The sequence below is a fragment of the Butyrivibrio sp. FCS014 genome, from assembly GCF_000526935.1.
Classification (GTDB): Bacteria; Bacillota; Clostridia; order Lachnospirales; family Lachnospiraceae; genus Butyrivibrio.
Window position 1 is genome coordinate 92,385 of the sequence record NZ_JAHA01000013.1, and the last position, 17,070, is coordinate 109,454.

A 17,070-nucleotide genomic window follows, 5' to 3' on the forward strand; every position below is an offset into this window, starting at 1 on the left:
AGATTTTGGAGGGAAAACTCGTGGGAAAGAAATTGGATTTGGATTATTTTACCGGTCAGGAGGCGGATCAATTTAACTTCGTTAAGATCCCGAAGCCGCTTTTGTATGATCCTGCATATGCTGATCTTAAGATAGCGGAGGTCATTACCTACTCCATGATGCTGGACAGAATGAGCCTGTCTATCAAGAATGGCTGGTTTGATGAGCTTGGAAGGGCCTATATCTTCTGTTCTCTCAACGATGTAAGGGAGTTTGCCGACTGCGGCAAGAATAAGGCTGTGGAGATCATGAAAGCCCTTGAGGACATTGGACTCATCGAGAAGGTCAAAGGAGCTCCCGGTGCCGGAACAAGAATCTATGTCAAAAACTTCATTCCCAGAGATTCCCAAAAGTTTGAAAATCAAACTCTTGAAGCCCAGAAGTTTGAGAATCAAACTTCTAAAAGTTTGGAAAATAAACTTCTGGAAGTTTGGAAATCAAACCCAAGTAATAATAAATTAATTAATACTAAAAATAATAATACTAAATCTTTTCATATCATATCTTCTGAGATTGATAGTGAGACACAGGGAGATCGATGCGATGAAGATGAGATTGGATATGCAGAACTGGTTAAAGACAACATTTGTCTTGGTTCGCTTCTGGAGCGATATCCCGATGACAGAGAACTCATTCAGGGGATGTATGACCTGATCCTGGAGACGGTGCTCAGCACAAGTGAATACACTGTGATTGCAAGCTGTAAATACTCCACGAATTTTGTCAGGGGAAAGCTCCTTAAGCTTGATCATATGCACATCGAGTATGTGCTTGAGTGCATGAAAGAAAACTCTGAGAAGCCCAGAAACATCAGGAAATATCTGCTCGCCGCACTGTTCAACGCACCGAGTACGATTGGGGCATATTACCAGGCTGAAGTTAATCACGATATGGCAAAAGGCGTTTGGGATGAGGCGCTAAGCAACTAGCGGAAGGGAGATGATGACATGTTTATATTCAAACTCTTGATCAAAGTTATACTATTGCCGGTGTTCCTGCTTTCATGTTTTATTTCATCATGGGCAGGGCTGCTCTCAAAAGTGAGCGGGTTCATTCTGGGGCTGTTCAATCTTCTGCTCCTGGTGATTCTGATCATGTATTTATCAAGACATGACTGGCCTCAGGCAGCCATTACAGGACTGATTGCATTTGTGGCTTTTATGATAAGCTTTTCTGCATCATTTCTGGAAATGGTTTTGGAAATGGTAACCCAAAAACTCAGCAACATTATCTTTTCATGAAAAGAAGGAGGGGACTGTAGTGAGTATCAACGAAACTAAGGAAGTAAGCAAGGCTACAACGAAGTATGTGCGCTATGCAACCGGAGCAGAGCTCTATGGCATGTGCCAAAAGACCTTTGAGGAGCTGGCAAAGAAAGCCAACGCAAGACATAAGGTGGGGAAGATTGTACTTGTAAGTACTGAGCTCATCGACAAGTACCTTGAGACCTGTAGGGTGATCGACGAGGATCGTTATTATTGATTTGCGGTATTTCTATGGGGGAGCATTGCTCCGTCTGTGATTATCCGTACTTTTTGGCAGAAAGCGATGTGCGTTTTTGTGCACATCGCTTTTGTTAACTTATGAGAAGAAAGGATTCTAAAACTATTATAAAAATATATGAAAAAGCAACAATAAATATACTTGCGGTAATAATATAGTAGGTATATAAAACAATAATCCAAAATTAGTTTAAGGGGGTTATATGTACGGAACAGGTACGAAGAAAATGCTGAATATGCTTATTTTAAGCATCCTCAAGGAATATTCAGACATTGAGCATAGATTACAGCAACAGGATATTATAGATCTCTTGGATAGCAATTATGGAATAAGCTGTGAGAGACGCGCAATAAAAAACAATATAGTATCCCTTCAGGAAATGGGGTATGAAATTGATTATAACAAGGGATATTATCTTAAGACGAGAGATTTCTCAGATGCAGAATTGAGATTGTTAATTGATAGTATTTTCTCGTCAAATACTATCAGTGACAAGGAAGCTCATCAGCTTGTAAAAAAGCTTGAAAAATATTCCAATAAGTATTTTAAATCGCATGTGTCACATATACATAGCGTTTCCAGTGGGAAGAATACTGAGAATCAGAAAGTAATGGAGTCTATAGCTGCTATTGATACAGCTATATCGAAGGGAAAGAAGATTTCTTTTTCCTATTTGCAATATGGTATAGACTTTAAACTTCATCCTAAGAGGGATATTAGGTATGTTGTCAGTCCCTACCAGATGATAAGCAACAAGGGTAAGTATTTTCTCATTGGAAACTATGATTCATATGATGATATTTCTCATTATAGGATAGATAGGATAGTAGATGTCGAGATTCTTAAGGATCCACGAAAGCCAATGAAGAGCATTAAGGGCTTGGAAAATGGGCTCAATATTTCAGAATATATTTCAGAACATGTTTATATGTTTTCCGGTGAGAGTGAGCATATTAAACTACGTGCCCATGAGAATTTAATGGATACACTTATAGATAACTTTGGAAAGGATTTTCGGGTTAATATCGGAGAAGGTGATGACATAATTGTTGATCTTAAGTGCAACCCTGATGCTTTTTTCTATTGGGTAATGCAGTATGGCCATCTTACTGAGGTATTAGAACCAGAAAGCATGAGAAAACGGATTAAAACTGCTTCCGAAGAGATTTTCAAAAAATACAAATAAGGAATATATCGATTGGTTACAGGTAATTATTATGCATGATGAGAAGGCTATAAGAGTAATACCACATAGGGGAATGCGCCAGATTGGCGGAATATGCACTGAGGTCGCAACAGATGAAGCCAGAGTGCTCTTTGATTTTGGATCTCCATTGGAGGATGAGGGTGACCAGAATCCTTTGAGTATAGAAGGAGTAACAAAAGGAGATATAGATTGTGATGCAGTTTTTCTGACACATTATCATGGGGACCATGTTGGAGAAGTACCAAGTATTAAGGCTGGAATTCCTGTGTATATGCAAAAGACAGCCAGGAGGATTCTTCAGGCACAGCAAGAGCATATGCAGTGTCATGGTCAGGAGGTCTGGGCTGATGGAGTGCAAGAATTAGACTATGGAGTTCCTATTATCATAAAAGATTTGAAGATTACACCTATTGAATCTGATCATTCAGCAATTGACTCTGCAATGTTTATAGTTGAAGGACATGGCAAGAGGATCCTTATTACAGGAGATTACAGAATGCACGGTTTTCGAACTGAGCGCATGGAAAAAACATTCAGAGAGATGGGCCATATCGACCTTATGATTACCGAGGGTACGAATCTTTCTAAGGACTATAAAGGTATATATAAGAATGAAAAAGATATCGAAGAGAAGTTTAAGGAGATAAAGCAAAAGTATAAATATGTTTTCCTTTTTACATCGTCCTCAAATATAGATAGGATTGCGGCGTTTTCCAGACAGGTTCCGAACGGACAATACGTTATTACTGATGATTATCAAAAGAAAATACTGGAAATCGCTGATGAAGATAGGGAAAAAGAGTATAAGTCACATAAGGTGCTATACTATAGTGATTATCTAAAAGACAAGATGGAAAATAGAGGATTTGGCATGGTTGTCAGATCTGGTGACAAATTCAGCCAGATAGTGCATAAATATTTTGACCAGTATCCGGAGGATACTATACTAATCTATTCCATGTGGAGCGGCTACAGATTATTGCCAGGAGTTAAAAAGATTCTAGATATTGCCACACGGATAGAGACTATCCATGTTTCAGGGCATATTACAAAAGAAGATCTGGAACACGTGATAGATGTTGTTAGACCGGAAAAGCTTATGATTCATCATACTTCTATGAATGACGTGGAGGACGAAGGATTTTTAATACCGGCTAACACTGAGATTTTGCCAATAAAAGATGGTGAGGTGTTTGAATTGGAAACTATGTTTAGCTTTAAAGATAAGGATGATATTAACCATAAAACAGCTGAAGAGGATAACTTGAAACAAATTGCAGAAATATGTAAAGAAGCATTTGAATCTGATAATCCCAATGACATATTAAAAAAAAGGCTGCGTAATAAATGGGAAGAGGAAAAAGAACATATTGATACGCATGAGTTTTGTGGAAAGTGTGAAACGGATACGATCACTGAAAAACGTATATGCCGCTGCATGAACTACTATGATGAGAACTCAAAACTATGTAGTGAGGAATCTTGTAAGTTGAAACTGAAATGGAAAAATGTTGGTGAAATTACAGTTTCTGATTATGAAAAGCCTACAAAAAATGTAATGGAAAAAGTGGGCGGCATGGACTTGATTCTTGACGATCACTATGCTGTTGAAGTTAAACCGTACTATAGTAAAGAAACACTAAGTAGGATGTTTTCTGAAATACTCACATACACTGTTGACTGCGATGGAAAATATGAACCTGGAATTGCTATGTTTAAATACAATCACGACACAGGGAGGAAAAGCCATCAGTGGGAAACATTTAAAAGCCTAGAAGAGAAAGAGTACCTAAAAGAGATTATGAAGCATGTAAAAGTATTTACTATTGACTATGAAGTAAATGGTGACATCGCTGAGTACAAAATAGAGTTATATAACTAAGTACAACCAGTTATATAGATGTATAAACTGTGAAGACCTTCAGGAAAGCATAATGGATGATAATAGAGCTGTTAGTAAAACATTTTGGGAAGCATTTTTAGGAACGGGGGCACTGAGCCCTTTCTTGGCCAAAATTCAGGAAAACAATAGTGGGCTACAGCTACGATTTAGAGGTAACAATACTCCGGAAGCTGTTAAAGTTTACTATAATAATCACATGGTATGGAAAATATCCAGACATACGCGTGGATATAAGGTTGAAGTCAGTGCTAATCATGCTAAAGGTCCACGCAAAGAGGAGCTTCTAGAACAATTACGACAAAAGCCGCTTGGCTTTATCACTGATAGTATGCATTCGCAGTCTTATCCCTATGTTATAAAAAAGACTTTCGATGATCATTTTGTCGAATTGACCTACAACATGATGGTGAATGTCATAAAAGAATTTTTTGACGCTGCAAAATACCAAGAAAAAAGAATCCAACAACAATTATTTGAGGAACTGACAGATTCTCAAGATGGCTTGTATGTTTATGATCTGGAATTCAAACAGAGAGGATGCAAATTTGAAAACGAACCGGATATGCTTGCAGTTAGATACTTGAGGGGCAAACCTCAATCTATTGTACTAATCGAGGTCAAATCCAAGTGGAAGGCCTGCGAAGATGAAACAAGCGGCTTAACAAAGCATCTGGATGGGATGAATCGTTATATAAATGAAAGCCCATATTTAAATAACCGTAAACAGGAAGCTCATGACGTTATTTCAGCATACAAAGGGATGAAGCTGCACAATCCGCCTATGAATGTTCCTGACCCAGAGGAACTTAAAAGCTTTGAGATGATGATTATACTCTCCAATACAGCCGTAGATTATTATAAAGACCATGAGGATATCATTCAGAATTATATACAGGAGAAAAAATATAACTGTAAAATAATGGAATGGACTGATGTCAAAACTCTCAAGCAACTGTTTGAAAACTAAATCTTAAAGAACACTGCAAAAAGCAATGTGCTAAAAAAGGCACATTGCTTTTTTTATTATGTGATTGTAAAGGTACACAAAGGAAACATGAGTGCACACTTAAGTTGTTTCACCAATAAGTAGTAAATGAAAGGGCAAGAAAGAGAAATGAAGGATTTTTTTGAGGAAATAATCGGATACGAAGATATCAAAAAGGAATTACGAATAATCAGTGACATGTTGAACAACGCTGATGTGTATAAAAAGCTTGGGGCTAGCATCAATGAAGGCTTGATCCTGAATGGAGCACCCGGAACAGGAAAGACTACCATGGCAAATTGCCTTATTAAGTCCACAGAGCGATCGGCCTTTGTTTGTAGAAAGAAATCTACCGACGGGGAGTTTGTAAAAACGATAAATGAAGTTTTTAAGAGTGCCAAAGAAAATACGCCATCAATTGTTCTTTTAGACGATCTTGATAAGTTTTCTGATAAGGATGAGGACTGCGATGCAGAGGAATTTGTAGCTGTCCAATCCTGTATGGATGAAATTAAGGGGCTGGATATTTTTGTTATAGCAACGGTTAATAACATATTTAAAATACCGGGATCTTTGAAAAGAGCCGGAAGATTGGGAAAAAGAATTACTGTCCGTCTGCCTAAAGCCAATGAGGCAGCAAGGATTGTTAAGCATTACCTCGATAAGACAGAGATTTGCGATGATCTGGATGAGGTTTCAATTGCAAGGATGTTGAATGGTGAATCGTGTGCAGCGTTGGAGAATGTAATAAACAGCGCTGCTATGAAAGCAGCTTTTAATCGTCAGGATAAAGTAAATATGCAAAACATAATCGATGCATGCTTAGATGTAATCTTTGAGGCTCCTGAAAGCGATGAAGAGTTTTCAGAAGAGATTAAGCGTAGAGTGGCATATCACGAAGCTGGCCATGCGGTTGCTGCTGAAGTACTGGATCCGGGGAGTGTAAGCATAATTTCAATTCGAAAAAATGAAGATGGAGAATATGGCTTTGTCAGATACTTAAGATGCGAAGATAAAAAAGATTTTTGCAGAGATTATAACGAAAACATTATTAAGACATCATTAGCTGGAAAAGCTGCCACGGAACTTGTCTTCGGAGAAGTCGATATGGGGGCCAACGGTGATCTTCATAATGCATTTGATAAAGCAGAGATGCTAGTAGACAACAGATGCATGTATGGCTTTAGTAATTGGATTCAGGACCGTGAGACGAGTTTTGCTGCTGAAAACAGAAACCGTGCCATGGCTATGGTGTTGGAGAAAAACTATCTGGAAGTTAAAAAGCTTCTGGTAGAGAATCGAAATCTATTAGACAGAATAGCTGATGAGCTGATAAAGAATACTACTCTGACATATTCAGATGTTCAGAGAATATGCGGAATGAGCATGCGATAGGAGAAGAAAATGCTGGTATTTACTATTGATATGAACTCAGATATGGAACTGGAAGTAGATTGTCCCAAGGGATATGAAATTACTTCATATCTAGGCAAGCTATGTAAAGAAGGTGCTGCATTCAGATGGACGAATATAAATGATTGCATACAGCAAAGACTGGATTATGAACTTAACATTATCCACAAGATGAAACTAGACAGCTTTTTCTTGATATTGAGGGATTCAGTTCAATATGCAAAATCAAATGGGATATATGTTGGTCCGGGAAGAGGATCTCTGCCATCAAGCGCAGTAGCTTATTCCCTCGGCATCACTGATGTTGATCCATTCAAGTACGATCTTTTATTTGAAAGATTTTTAGCATCATGGATGACTTCGCTTGAGGTGTGGATTGACTTTGAACCTTCAAGGCAGAGTGAAGTGTTTGATCATGTGAACGCGATATACCATTGGTGTTCTCCAAAGTTGACCATTAGTGTTTCGCATGATGAAAGTTGCATGGCTGATATGTATGAAGTGGATATCATAGGGAAATCCCTGCGGAACATATACCAGAGAACAGGAGCACAAGTGAATATCGATGCGATAGATTATTCTGATCAGCATGTTTTTGCTTGTGTCGGAAATGGTTATTTAAACAATTTCTCCCTATTTTCAACAAGCGAGATGGCTGAATATATATTGGAAAAGAAACCTTGCTCGATGGAAGACTTGATTGGCTGTATTTCGTTGGAACCTGATAGGTTAGAGGCATGGGCAAATAATGAAATGGTTGATCCATATGTGAAGGCATGTATGGACAATAAGGAATCGACAATTAATTCTAAGAAATTTAAAGAAATCACTGAAACCACACATGGATTACTGGTCTATCAAGAGCAGATAATCCGTGTGTTCAAAGAATTAGCAGGTTTTTCTCCTGAACAGGCAAATGAAGCCAGACGATCCCTATGTAAGATGACTGGGATAGAAGATTATCGGTACAAGTTTATTCATGGATTCCAGGAGGAAGGCATTCCAGGATGCATTGCTATGGGATTAACAGAAGATGTAGGCGAGGAAGTTTATACAGTTACTTCAAACATGGCCAGATACTGTTTTAATAAATCACATGCAGCGGCTATGGCCATGCTGATTTATCTGTTTCTTTGGCTTAGGTGCTATTATCCCGATGATGTTAATAAGGCCATGGAGTACACGGAAAAAGGGTACAGATAATCTAATTGGAGGTTTATTGTGGAGGCTACATATACAGATATGGTTTATAGAATCATGTGAGAAAATTAGATATTTATTCCCAAGAGCCCATGACATGAATTGGTGGAATTATTGGAACTTACATAGGACGTACTGTTTGTGATAGATGAGAAGGGAAAGGAGTTAGTTACCATAGAAATGGATAATACAAATCTTATTCAGAAATATTGCTTTGAAAAATACATTGTCAATGATAGAAACCAATTTGCTCGTTCTATTGCGCTATCAGTCGCTAATGAGCCGTCATTATACAATCCTGTATTCTTCTATGGTGTAAGCGGATCCGGGAAGACGCACCTTTTAAATGCAATAGGGAACTATATTGTCACGCATAATCCAGATACACGAGTGCTTTATGCCACAGCAGAAATGTTTATCAATGATGTTCTCGCTGCCATCAGAAGCGATAGTTCTACTAGCATGTCAATGCTGAGATCTAAATATAGAGATGTAGACGTATTATTGCTTGATGACATCCAGTTCATTGAAGGAAAGGAAATCTGTAGTAAGGAATTTGCGTTTACTCTGGATTCCCTTTGCATGAATGGAAAACAAGTTGTTTTGTCAGCGAATAAAGCTCCCAGAGAATTTGAGGGGGGTGATGATTATTTGCGTAATAGACTTTTATCTGGAATCGTCGCAGATATGGGAATACCTGATTGGCCAGAGAACGAGGATATTGTTAGAGAAAAAGCAGCGGAGAAGGACCTTTTGATAGATGATGGTGTGGTTGAATACATTGGAAAAATGCATTGCAGATCATTATTTGAGATAGAAGGAGCCATGGCGAATCTTAAGGCATACTCTGAAACTGTAAAACCATTAATCACACTTGATACAGCCAAAGCAGTCCTAACGGCTGGAATCTTTGATGCTTATGATGGGAGTGAACATTAAACATGAGGTACTCAAAAGAAATCATTGAAGAGGTTGCTGCTCGAAACGATATTATTGAGGTCATTGGTCAGTTTGTAGATCTTAAGAGAAAAGGAAGCAATTATTTTGGGCTATGTCCATTCCATAAAGAGAAGGCGGCATCATTTAGCGTGTCACCATCAAAGCAAATGTATTACTGTTTCGGTTGCAATACTGGTGGGGATGTTATTTCGTTTTGTATGGAATATGGAAAAATGTCTTTTGCTGAAGCGTTGCAGATGCTGGCAGAACGAGCTGGAGTTTCGCTTCAGGAGGAAGATGAATCTCCAAAGGCAAAGAGGATCCGCTACAAACGGAATAAAATACTGGAGATTATTGAGGAAGCAACAAAGTACTATGAATATCAATTATTCAATTCCAATGGTGAGAAAGGGCTATCGTACTTAAAAGAGCGTAATGTGTCAGATGAGACAATAGCTCGTTTTAGGCTTGGATTTTCCAATAATTTGACTAGATACCTTAGAAAAAAAGGATATAGCGATGCTCTGATGCTAGAGGCAGGCCTGGCCTCGCATGATGAAAGATATGGAACGCATGACAAATTCTGGAATAGAGTCATGTTTCCAATACAGGATGTAAATTCCAGGGTGATAGGGTTTGGTGGAAGAGTAGTTGATAATGGACAACCTAAGTATATGAATTCACCGGAGACAATTGTCTTTGATAAGGGGAGGAATTTATTTGGTGTAAACGGTAAAATAAATTCCATAGCCAGCGGCATTTAAATTTCCATAGTTTCGGCATTTTATTTTCCATAGATCATGCTTCCAAAGATATACTTTTCTTTGGAGGTGAAGAAAGGTGAAAAGTTGGATGATCTATGAAAAAATTCAAGAACTGAAACGTCACAAACTAAACAAATCTCAGACCAGTAAAAAACTTGGAATTGACTTCAAGACAGTCAACAAGTACTGGGACATGCCACCCGATGACTTTGCTATTGCCAGACAGAATGCCGGATGCAGGCGCAAGAAGGCTGACATCTACAAAGACTACGTTGTCGAATGCCTTCAGAAATATCCGGATATGACAGCAGCTCAGATCTATGACTGGATCAAAGAGCAGACCGGTAAGAAGGATCTGGAGTTTCAGGAGCGAGCTTTCAGAAACTATGTTGTATCCATCCGAGAAGAATACGGGATTAAAAAGCCTGAACATTCCAGACAGTATGAGGCAACAGAGGATCCCCCATTTGGAAAACAGGCTCAGGTGGACATGGGCGAGATCATTCTGGAGACGGTTTCCGGTCGGAGTAAGAAGGTCTACTGCTTTGGAATGGTGCTCTCCAACTCTCGTCAGAAGTATGCTTTATGGAGAGAACGTCCATGGACAACAAGAAGCTTTATCGAGGCACATATCAAGGCGTTTGAATTCTTTGGCGGAAGAACTCAGGAAATCGTTTATGACCAGGATAAGGTGCTTGCAGTCAGCGAGAACCATGGGGATATCATCTACACAGACGAATTCCAGATATTTAAAGAAACAATCGGATTTGACGTATTCCTGTGCCATGGTGCGGATCCGGAAAGCAAGGGACGTATCGAGAACGTAGTAAAGTACTTAAAATACGGTTTTGCTGAACACAGGATATTTAAGGATATAGACAGTTTTAACGAAGACTGTATCGCCTGGCTTGAAAGAACCGGAAATGCCAAGGTTCATGAGACAACAAAAAAGATACCGGCAGAAGTGTTCGCCCTCGAAAAGGAATACCTCATACCAGTATCTGAGTACAGTTTTGAAAAACCTGTCAACGAAAGTATAACCTATCAGGTCCGCAAAGACAACGTGGTCCTTTTCCATAGCAACCGATACCGCGTACCTAAAGGAACTTATTCCAAAGGCAAGAAGGTATACATGATCACAGAAGGTGGAGAAGTGTCCATTGTTGATGCGTCGACCGGAGAGATATATGCAACACACCCGATATCCGCAGGGAAAGGCGAGCTCATAGGCTCAACCACAAATGACTACCGTGAGAAAAGCCAGTCTTTAAAGGAACTTGAAGCAGATGTTCTGTCGAGGTTCATGGACAGTGAGTCTGCCAGTGAATTCTTTGAGAAGCTGTATCACCAGAAACGCCGGTACTATCGAGACCAGCTTCAGATAGTAAAGAGGCTCTTTACAGAATACGATGGACAATTCATAAACCGTGCCCTTTCGTATTGCCTTGAAAGAAACATTTACTCCGCTGTTGAACTTAAATCAGCTACTGCATATCTGTTCAGTTTTGAAGCGGACAAGAACAAAACAGAAAAACCAGGAAAGGTACAGCTGCCAGAGAAGTACAGAGGCGGCAGCCCTGAAATACGCGATCTAAGGATATATGAGGATGCGATGAAGGGAGGTGCCATGAATGGATAAGATACAGACCTTAAAGACTTCTGCCAGAAGCCTTGGGCTGATACATACAAGAGATGCCCTTGATGAGGTGATCCATACAGCTGAAACTGAACAGCACAGTTATCTGGATTTCCTTACATATGTCTTTGACGGAGAGATACTTTACCGCCAAAACAAAGCAAGGGACAAGCGCATAAAGGAGGCAGGATTTCCCTATCCCAAATATCTCAAGGACTTTGATCTGACCTTTTGTAAAGTCATAAGTAAAAAGCAGTTCAAGCAGCTCACAGAGCTTACCTGGATAGATGGGCTATACAACTTAATACTTTCCGGTCCACCCGGAGTTGGCAAGACACATCTTGCGATAGGGCTTGGATATCAGGCATGTGAAGACGGCTATAAGGTCAGCTATACAACCATGCAGTCACTGATAAAGGTCCTTCGTACTGAAGAAATCGACAGACATGCTGGAGTCAAGCTAAGAAGGATACGTTCATCAAATCTTCTGATAATAGACGAGGTCGGATATCTTCCCATCTCTGCAACTGAAGGGAATCTGTTCTTCCAGCTGATATCAGAGCTTCAGGAACGTACCTCGATAGTCATTACTACCAATAAGGGGTTTGAAGAATGGACCGAGTTTCTCGGAGATGCAGCACTTGCTACTGCCATTCTGGACAGGCTTTCATATCAGTGCGACAAGATCCCTATGAATGGTAAGAGCTACAGACTTGAGAACAGGAAATCATTTTTAAATGAAACCGGAAAGGATAAGTGAATATATGAGAAAAGAACCAGAATACCAGGCTATGCTTGAAGAAGAACTCAAAGAATATCTGAAAGACACAAAAATGACACCCAAAGAGCGTAAAGCTCTGCGTGAATGGGTGGCGGCAGGTCACAGCGTTCACGAGAACAATGCCATGGCTGTGTGCGAAGGCGGATATCCAATAGATTTCCTCGACATATACCGTGAAGAGGAAGAACTGAGACAGGTAACAAAGGATATGAGCTCTGAAGATGCCAGAAAGTATATGATGGATTATTACGGATACAGTGATGACTCCAGAAATCATGCCTCAGAGCCTTTGGACGATATCGACTTTTCCAAGTTAAAAGGCAGGGATCTTGACTTCATTTTTGGTAATTAAGCAACAAGGGCTGCCGTTTACGCGGCAGCCCAAGAATAAAGACAAGTATGGAAAATAAAATGCCGCTGGCTATGGAATCTTAAATGCCGCGGATTCGGGAAAATTAAATGCCGAAATTTCGGGAAAAGTACTTGCCGGTTACATTTGGGCTTAACTACGCAAAAACTACAAGAGAGGGCTATATCATGCTCTGTGAAGGATACATGGATGTTATTGCCATGCATCAGGCTGGATTTGGTATGGCAGTTGCCTCACTGGGTACAGCATTTACGCTGAAGCAGGCTCAACTTCTGAAAAAATATACAGATACAGTGGTCATTGCCTATGACAGCGATGATGCCGGCATAAACGCTACACTTAGATGTATTAGAACGCTGAAAGAGGCGGGAGTTAAGTGTAAGGTCTTGGACTTGCACCCATATAAAGATCCTGATGAATTCATCAAGAATACCGGAGTTGGAGCACTACAAACCAGGATTCGGGAAGCTCAAAATCCTTTTTTCTTCGAAATAGAGATTAAAGAAAAGGTATTTGAAATGTCGGATCCTGCATCAAAAACGGAGTTCCACAGATTTATAGCGAAGAAATTATGCGAGTTTACGGAGCCGCTTGAAAGAGGAAATTATCTGGAGGCTGCCGCTAAAAAGTACTCTATTGATGAAATGGGGCTGCGTGAGTTGGTAATGCATATTAATGATGGGACTACAGAGAACAAGAGTGAATAATTGCAGAAAAGTATGAAAGATATTGAAAAGACCAGTAAGGGATTAGTGCACATAATATCAAAGTATATCGTGGAGCATCCTGAAATTGTAAGATGCACAGATAATATTGATTGCACAGAGTGTGAGCAGGATTGCTATTTTAATACCGAAATTCCTAAAAATATGGAATTGTGGGATTACGAAATCCAGGATGTTGATGCAGAGTTTTCACATAATGAGGTTAGGATAAATGTTTTGGTGGTGGCAACTATCTATGTATCATTGCCAGGTGATTATCAAGATGATGGGGATGAGATTTCAACAGACCTCCATTTAGAAGTCGTTATAGATCTTGGCCAGTTTCAAATAAAGAGTGTCGGTGTGACTCTTAAAGAATAATAAAAAACGGAGGCAGTAACTATATGGAAAAGCAAACACTTGTCAAATGTGATATGATTGTATAGAGAGAATTCTTGAGCTACACACTCGTTAAAATGTGCTTCGTCGATGAAGCGGAATCCGTGATGGTATGCGGTGAACATGGAGGCTCACAAAGGTGGCAGCTTACCATAGACCATCTAGCGAAAGCGAAAAGAAAGCTGTGTTATGACACTTTTTAGAAGAGATTCTAGAAAGTGTTTTTATTTTGCCATTTTTGGAAAAATATCATTCCAAAAGTCACTAAAAAGAGATGCTGAAGAGCATGGTTTATACTTGTGCGGATGTTATAAAACTGGGTGTGAGATCTTAAATATGTCAAATCCTGGTGATTATCCTCTTGATGAGGATGATGATGTGGATTTTGAAGTGGTAAAAGTTTGAGAATCAGAGGGCAGAGGCATTAGGGTTATTTACAGTGTGATTACAACGCCTCTGCTCTGCGGATCCGTATCAATATAAGTATTGAGTTGCGACGGGGCTAAATAACCGATAATAAAGAATGAGTTAAAACAGTATAAACTACACATAGAAGGGAGAACAGTATGGGATACAGAGTTATTTATAAATTACGTGCGAGAAAACCCCTTCCGATGAAGTCGGTTGCGGGAAGAATCGCACTAGCTTTTCTTTTTGTACTTCCCGGCCTTAATGTATTTGCGTTTGTGTTCTTCCGTTCGCTGATCTTCAATGTATTTCTTAACAGTATCAAGTGAAACGCTTCCTGTGGTAGCACAAAAGTAACTTGCGCTCCAGAAGGGAGAATCTCCGCACAGATACTTTTCTACATGTGTTCTATATGTGTTTCTTACTTCCTTGGATAATTGCGATTTTAATGAGTTGATGAGTTTTACAGGTGCCACATCAGGTGGCATGGAGATCAGAAGATGCATGTGATCAACATCTGTCTCTGCTGAAATAAGTTCACTGTTCATGCGTCCACAGAGGTAAGCTGCGTAATCCTTCATGAAATCACCGATCTCATCTGTGATCACTTTCTTTCTGTACTTGGTCACAAAGATCACATGGTAAGTAAGCTTGTATACGGAATGTGAACCTCTTCTGTAGTCGTCAAGGTTTTCTGATCTTGATACTGATTTCTCCATAAAACTTCCCTTCATCTAAATAGAACAGATGTTTGCCTATTCCTGAAATATATGCTATAATACATACTATAGAATACTACTAAGGAATTTACAACCGTGTACAGAACAAGGCAATACAGGATAAGCAGAAACCACATACTCTATGACTACTGCAGGGATATCTGCAGATCATCTGCCGTTCTGTACAACAGGGCAAATTTCATCTTAAGGCAGTATTCGTCATCGGTTGATTCAATGGCCGAGTTCAAGCCTCTTTTTCCGAATCAGATGATAGTATACAGACTTGTAAGGGAGAATCTTTCCGGGACCAAATATCTCGGGGACAGCAAATGGCTCTCATATAATGCCCTTGATCATCTGCTAAAGGCAACAAGAGATAAGTCATACTATGCCCTTCCGGCTCAGGCTAATCAGCAGATACTGAAACTCCTCCTTCGGGACTATAAGTCTTTCTTTGAAGCTGTAAAAGCATATGGAAGGAATCATGAAGCTTTCACAGGTCGCCCCAAGATGCCGGGATATATGTCACAGGGCTCGTTCAAAACAGCCATCCTGACAAATCAGATCTGCAGGATCAAGGATGGCTGCCTTAAGTTTCCGGGTACAAAGGATAAGCTGTCTCTTGGCAAGCTACCTGAGGAAGTAACTCTTAAGGAAGTGCGTATAAAGCCCTGTGGAAACAGCTTTGTCCTGGATGTGGTCCTGTCAGTTCCAGACAAGGGGATGATCCCTATGGCCGATAAGGATATCCTCGCTGATCTGTCAGATGTAGTGGAACTGAAAGATTTGAGGGTAATGGCCATAGATCCCGGAACAGACAATATCGCCGCTGTAGCGAACTCTTTTGGCGCAAGGCCATTTGTGATTAAGGGAGGAGTGATCAAGTCAATCAACCAGTTTTACAACAAAGAGATGAAAAGACTCTCTTCCTGTGCCATGACCTGTAACAACAGGTACAGGACAAGAAAGATGAATGCTCTTACTGAAAAGAGGAACAGAAGGATAAAGGATCAGTTCCATAAGGTGAGCAGACAGCTTGCAGACTATGCAAGGGATAACCATGTAGATGTAGTAGTGATGGGGCATAATACATACCAGAAACAGAAAATAGGGATAGGACATGTCAATAACCAGAACTTTGTGCAGATACCAATGCTGATATTTGCAGACATGCTCAGATACAAACTTGCTGAATATGGTATAAGGTTTGTCCTTACAGAAGAAAGCTACACATCAAAGTCAGACTACCTTGCAAAAGACTATATCCCTGTGTATAAAAAGAACAGGTCAGAAAGTTACTCTTTTTCAGGAAAGAGGATACACAGAGGACTTTACAGGCACTACGATGGTACAATAACAAATGCAGACATAAATGGAGCTGCAAACATCTTAAGGAAAGTATTCCCAAAGGTAAGCCAATGGGATAGAGGCATAGTGGACATGCCCTGTTCTGCAGGATGCGTAGAGCATCCTGCAGGTTCATGCCGCCCTGCGGCATAACAGAAACCCTTTCCGACGTGGAGTCGGTGAGGGTAGTTCATTGTAACTATCAGAGCAAATACAGCTTGTTTATGGGGGAAGAATTATGCAGGGATACGAGATTATGCGTGAGATAGTAAAAGTCTTAGATGAACGCGAAAAGCTTTATCAATCGGGTGAAACACAAATCAGAATAAAGTATCAAATAGCTAAGGAAGATGGAGATTTTTGCGTTTTAAAGGTGCGATTATTTTTTCCTCCTGAACATCAGTCACAACTGTATGATTTTGTGTTTACTATGTTTTTCCATGAAGATAGTTTTACTTATAACGCAGTGTTGTCTGGTGAATTTGATAGTAGTAAACACGTGGAAGCTTTAGAACTGGTTAATAAACTAAATAAGGACTATTTTGAAGATAGGTTTCTTGTCAGTGATCCTAATGTAGACGGTCTGGAGAAAATTGAAATGAAACGGTATTATTTCCTTCAGAAATATTCATCTCCCGAAGACTGGGTCATGGGAATTGTAGAGTTTTCAAGAACCGGTGATCTTTTTTACAGTGAACACTTAGAAGATATCTTACCATTTTACTAATCTGTAAAACGTAGAATACCTTTGAC

19 protein-coding genes are annotated in these 17,070 nt (G+C 39.7%); 18 read left to right on the plus strand and 1 reads right to left on the minus strand.

Going from position 1 to position 17,070, the window contains the following annotated elements; translation table 11 throughout:
• Window positions 1-20: 20 nt before the first annotated feature.
• The 16 genes from T456_RS0112060 to T456_RS0112135 all read left to right on the plus strand — a co-directional run bounded on the left by T456_RS0112060 (window position 21) and on the right by T456_RS0112135 (window position 14,248).
• Window positions 21-968, plus strand: coding sequence for a DUF6017 domain-containing protein (locus tag T456_RS0112060; RefSeq protein WP_024866349.1), 948 nt, complete (start codon window positions 21-23; stop codon window positions 966-968).
• A gap of 111 nt (window positions 969-1,079) precedes the next feature.
• Window positions 1,080-1,280: a hypothetical protein gene (locus tag T456_RS0112065; RefSeq protein WP_155838088.1), complete on the plus strand. Its 201-nt coding sequence runs from the start codon at window positions 1,080-1,082 to the stop codon at window positions 1,278-1,280.
• Between the two features lie 19 nt (window positions 1,281-1,299).
• Window positions 1,300-1,521, plus strand: a complete 222-nt coding sequence (locus T456_RS0112070) for a DUF6462 family protein (RefSeq protein WP_051465028.1) — start codon at window positions 1,300-1,302, stop codon at window positions 1,519-1,521.
• A gap of 223 nt (window positions 1,522-1,744) precedes the next feature.
• Complete coding sequence (locus T456_RS0112075) at window positions 1,745-2,728, plus strand: helix-turn-helix transcriptional regulator (protein ID WP_024866352.1); 984 nt, start codon at window positions 1,745-1,747, stop codon at window positions 2,726-2,728.
• A gap of 31 nt (window positions 2,729-2,759) precedes the next feature.
• Window positions 2,760-4,631 carry an MBL fold metallo-hydrolase gene (locus T456_RS0112080; protein ID WP_024866353.1) on the plus strand — a complete coding sequence of 624 codons (1,872 nt, stop codon included), beginning with the start codon at window positions 2,760-2,762 and terminating at the stop codon, window positions 4,629-4,631.
• 52 nt (window positions 4,632-4,683) lie between these two features.
• Window positions 4,684-5,619 (plus strand): hypothetical protein, encoded by a 936-nt coding sequence (locus tag T456_RS0112085; RefSeq protein WP_024866354.1) that lies wholly within the window; start codon window positions 4,684-4,686, stop codon window positions 5,617-5,619.
• 147 nt (window positions 5,620-5,766) lie between these two features.
• Window positions 5,767-7,032 (plus strand): AAA family ATPase, encoded by a 1,266-nt coding sequence (locus T456_RS0112090; RefSeq protein WP_035802035.1) that lies wholly within the window; start codon window positions 5,767-5,769, stop codon window positions 7,030-7,032.
• A 9-nt stretch (window positions 7,033-7,041) separates the two neighbouring features.
• Window positions 7,042-8,253 carry a hypothetical protein gene (locus T456_RS0112095; protein ID WP_024866356.1) on the plus strand — a complete coding sequence of 404 codons (1,212 nt, stop codon included), beginning with the start codon at window positions 7,042-7,044 and terminating at the stop codon, window positions 8,251-8,253.
• A gap of 138 nt (window positions 8,254-8,391) precedes the next feature.
• Window positions 8,392-9,189, plus strand: coding sequence for a DnaA ATPase domain-containing protein (locus T456_RS0112100; RefSeq protein WP_024866357.1), 798 nt, complete (start codon window positions 8,392-8,394; stop codon window positions 9,187-9,189).
• 2 nt (window positions 9,190-9,191) lie between these two features.
• Window positions 9,192-9,953 carry a DNA primase gene (gene dnaG, locus T456_RS0112105; protein WP_024866358.1) on the plus strand — a complete coding sequence of 254 codons (762 nt, stop codon included), beginning with the start codon at window positions 9,192-9,194 and terminating at the stop codon, window positions 9,951-9,953.
• Between the two features lie 76 nt (window positions 9,954-10,029).
• The gene (gene istA, locus T456_RS0112110) at window positions 10,030-11,592 is read left to right on the plus strand and encodes an IS21 family transposase (protein WP_207640365.1); all 1,563 of its coding nucleotides are present in this window, start codon (window positions 10,030-10,032) and stop codon (window positions 11,590-11,592) included.
• On the plus strand, window positions 11,585-12,349 hold the full coding sequence (istB, locus tag T456_RS0112115) for an IS21-like element helper ATPase IstB (protein WP_024865699.1): 765 nt from the start codon (window positions 11,585-11,587) through the stop codon (window positions 12,347-12,349). Before istA ends, istB begins: the two co-directional genes overlap by 8 nt.
• A gap of 4 nt (window positions 12,350-12,353) precedes the next feature.
• Window positions 12,354-12,722: a hypothetical protein gene (locus tag T456_RS0112120; protein WP_155838052.1), complete on the plus strand. Its 369-nt coding sequence runs from the start codon at window positions 12,354-12,356 to the stop codon at window positions 12,720-12,722.
• Between the two features lie 107 nt (window positions 12,723-12,829).
• Window positions 12,830-13,447 carry a toprim domain-containing protein gene (locus T456_RS0112125; RefSeq protein WP_024866360.1) on the plus strand — a complete coding sequence of 206 codons (618 nt, stop codon included), beginning with the start codon at window positions 12,830-12,832 and terminating at the stop codon, window positions 13,445-13,447.
• Window positions 13,448-13,459: 12 nt separating this feature from the next.
• Window positions 13,460-13,825 (plus strand): hypothetical protein, encoded by a 366-nt coding sequence (locus tag T456_RS0112130; RefSeq protein WP_155838089.1) that lies wholly within the window; start codon window positions 13,460-13,462, stop codon window positions 13,823-13,825.
• A 207-nt stretch (window positions 13,826-14,032) separates the two neighbouring features.
• Complete coding sequence (locus T456_RS0112135; RefSeq protein ID WP_024866362.1) at window positions 14,033-14,248, plus strand: hypothetical protein; 216 nt, start codon at window positions 14,033-14,035, stop codon at window positions 14,246-14,248.
• A gap of 236 nt (window positions 14,249-14,484) precedes the next feature.
• Here T456_RS0112135 and tnpA read toward each other — a convergent pair whose 3' ends face one another.
• The gene (tnpA, locus tag T456_RS0112140; protein ID WP_024866363.1) at window positions 14,485-14,970 is read right to left on the minus strand and encodes an IS200/IS605 family transposase; all 486 of its coding nucleotides are present in this window, start codon (window positions 14,968-14,970) and stop codon (window positions 14,485-14,487) included.
• Between the two features lie 96 nt (window positions 14,971-15,066).
• On the opposite strand from tnpA, the gene T456_RS0112145 reads away from it, so the two are divergent.
• Both T456_RS0112145 and T456_RS0112150 read left to right on the plus strand, forming a co-directional pair.
• Window positions 15,067-16,470: an RNA-guided endonuclease InsQ/TnpB family protein gene (locus tag T456_RS0112145; protein WP_024866364.1), complete on the plus strand. Its 1,404-nt coding sequence runs from the start codon at window positions 15,067-15,069 to the stop codon at window positions 16,468-16,470.
• Window positions 16,471-16,555: 85 nt separating this feature from the next.
• Entirely contained in the window at window positions 16,556-17,044 is a 489-nt protein-coding gene (locus tag T456_RS0112150; protein WP_024866365.1) for a hypothetical protein, read from the plus strand.
• Window positions 17,045-17,070: the final 26 nt, after the last annotated feature.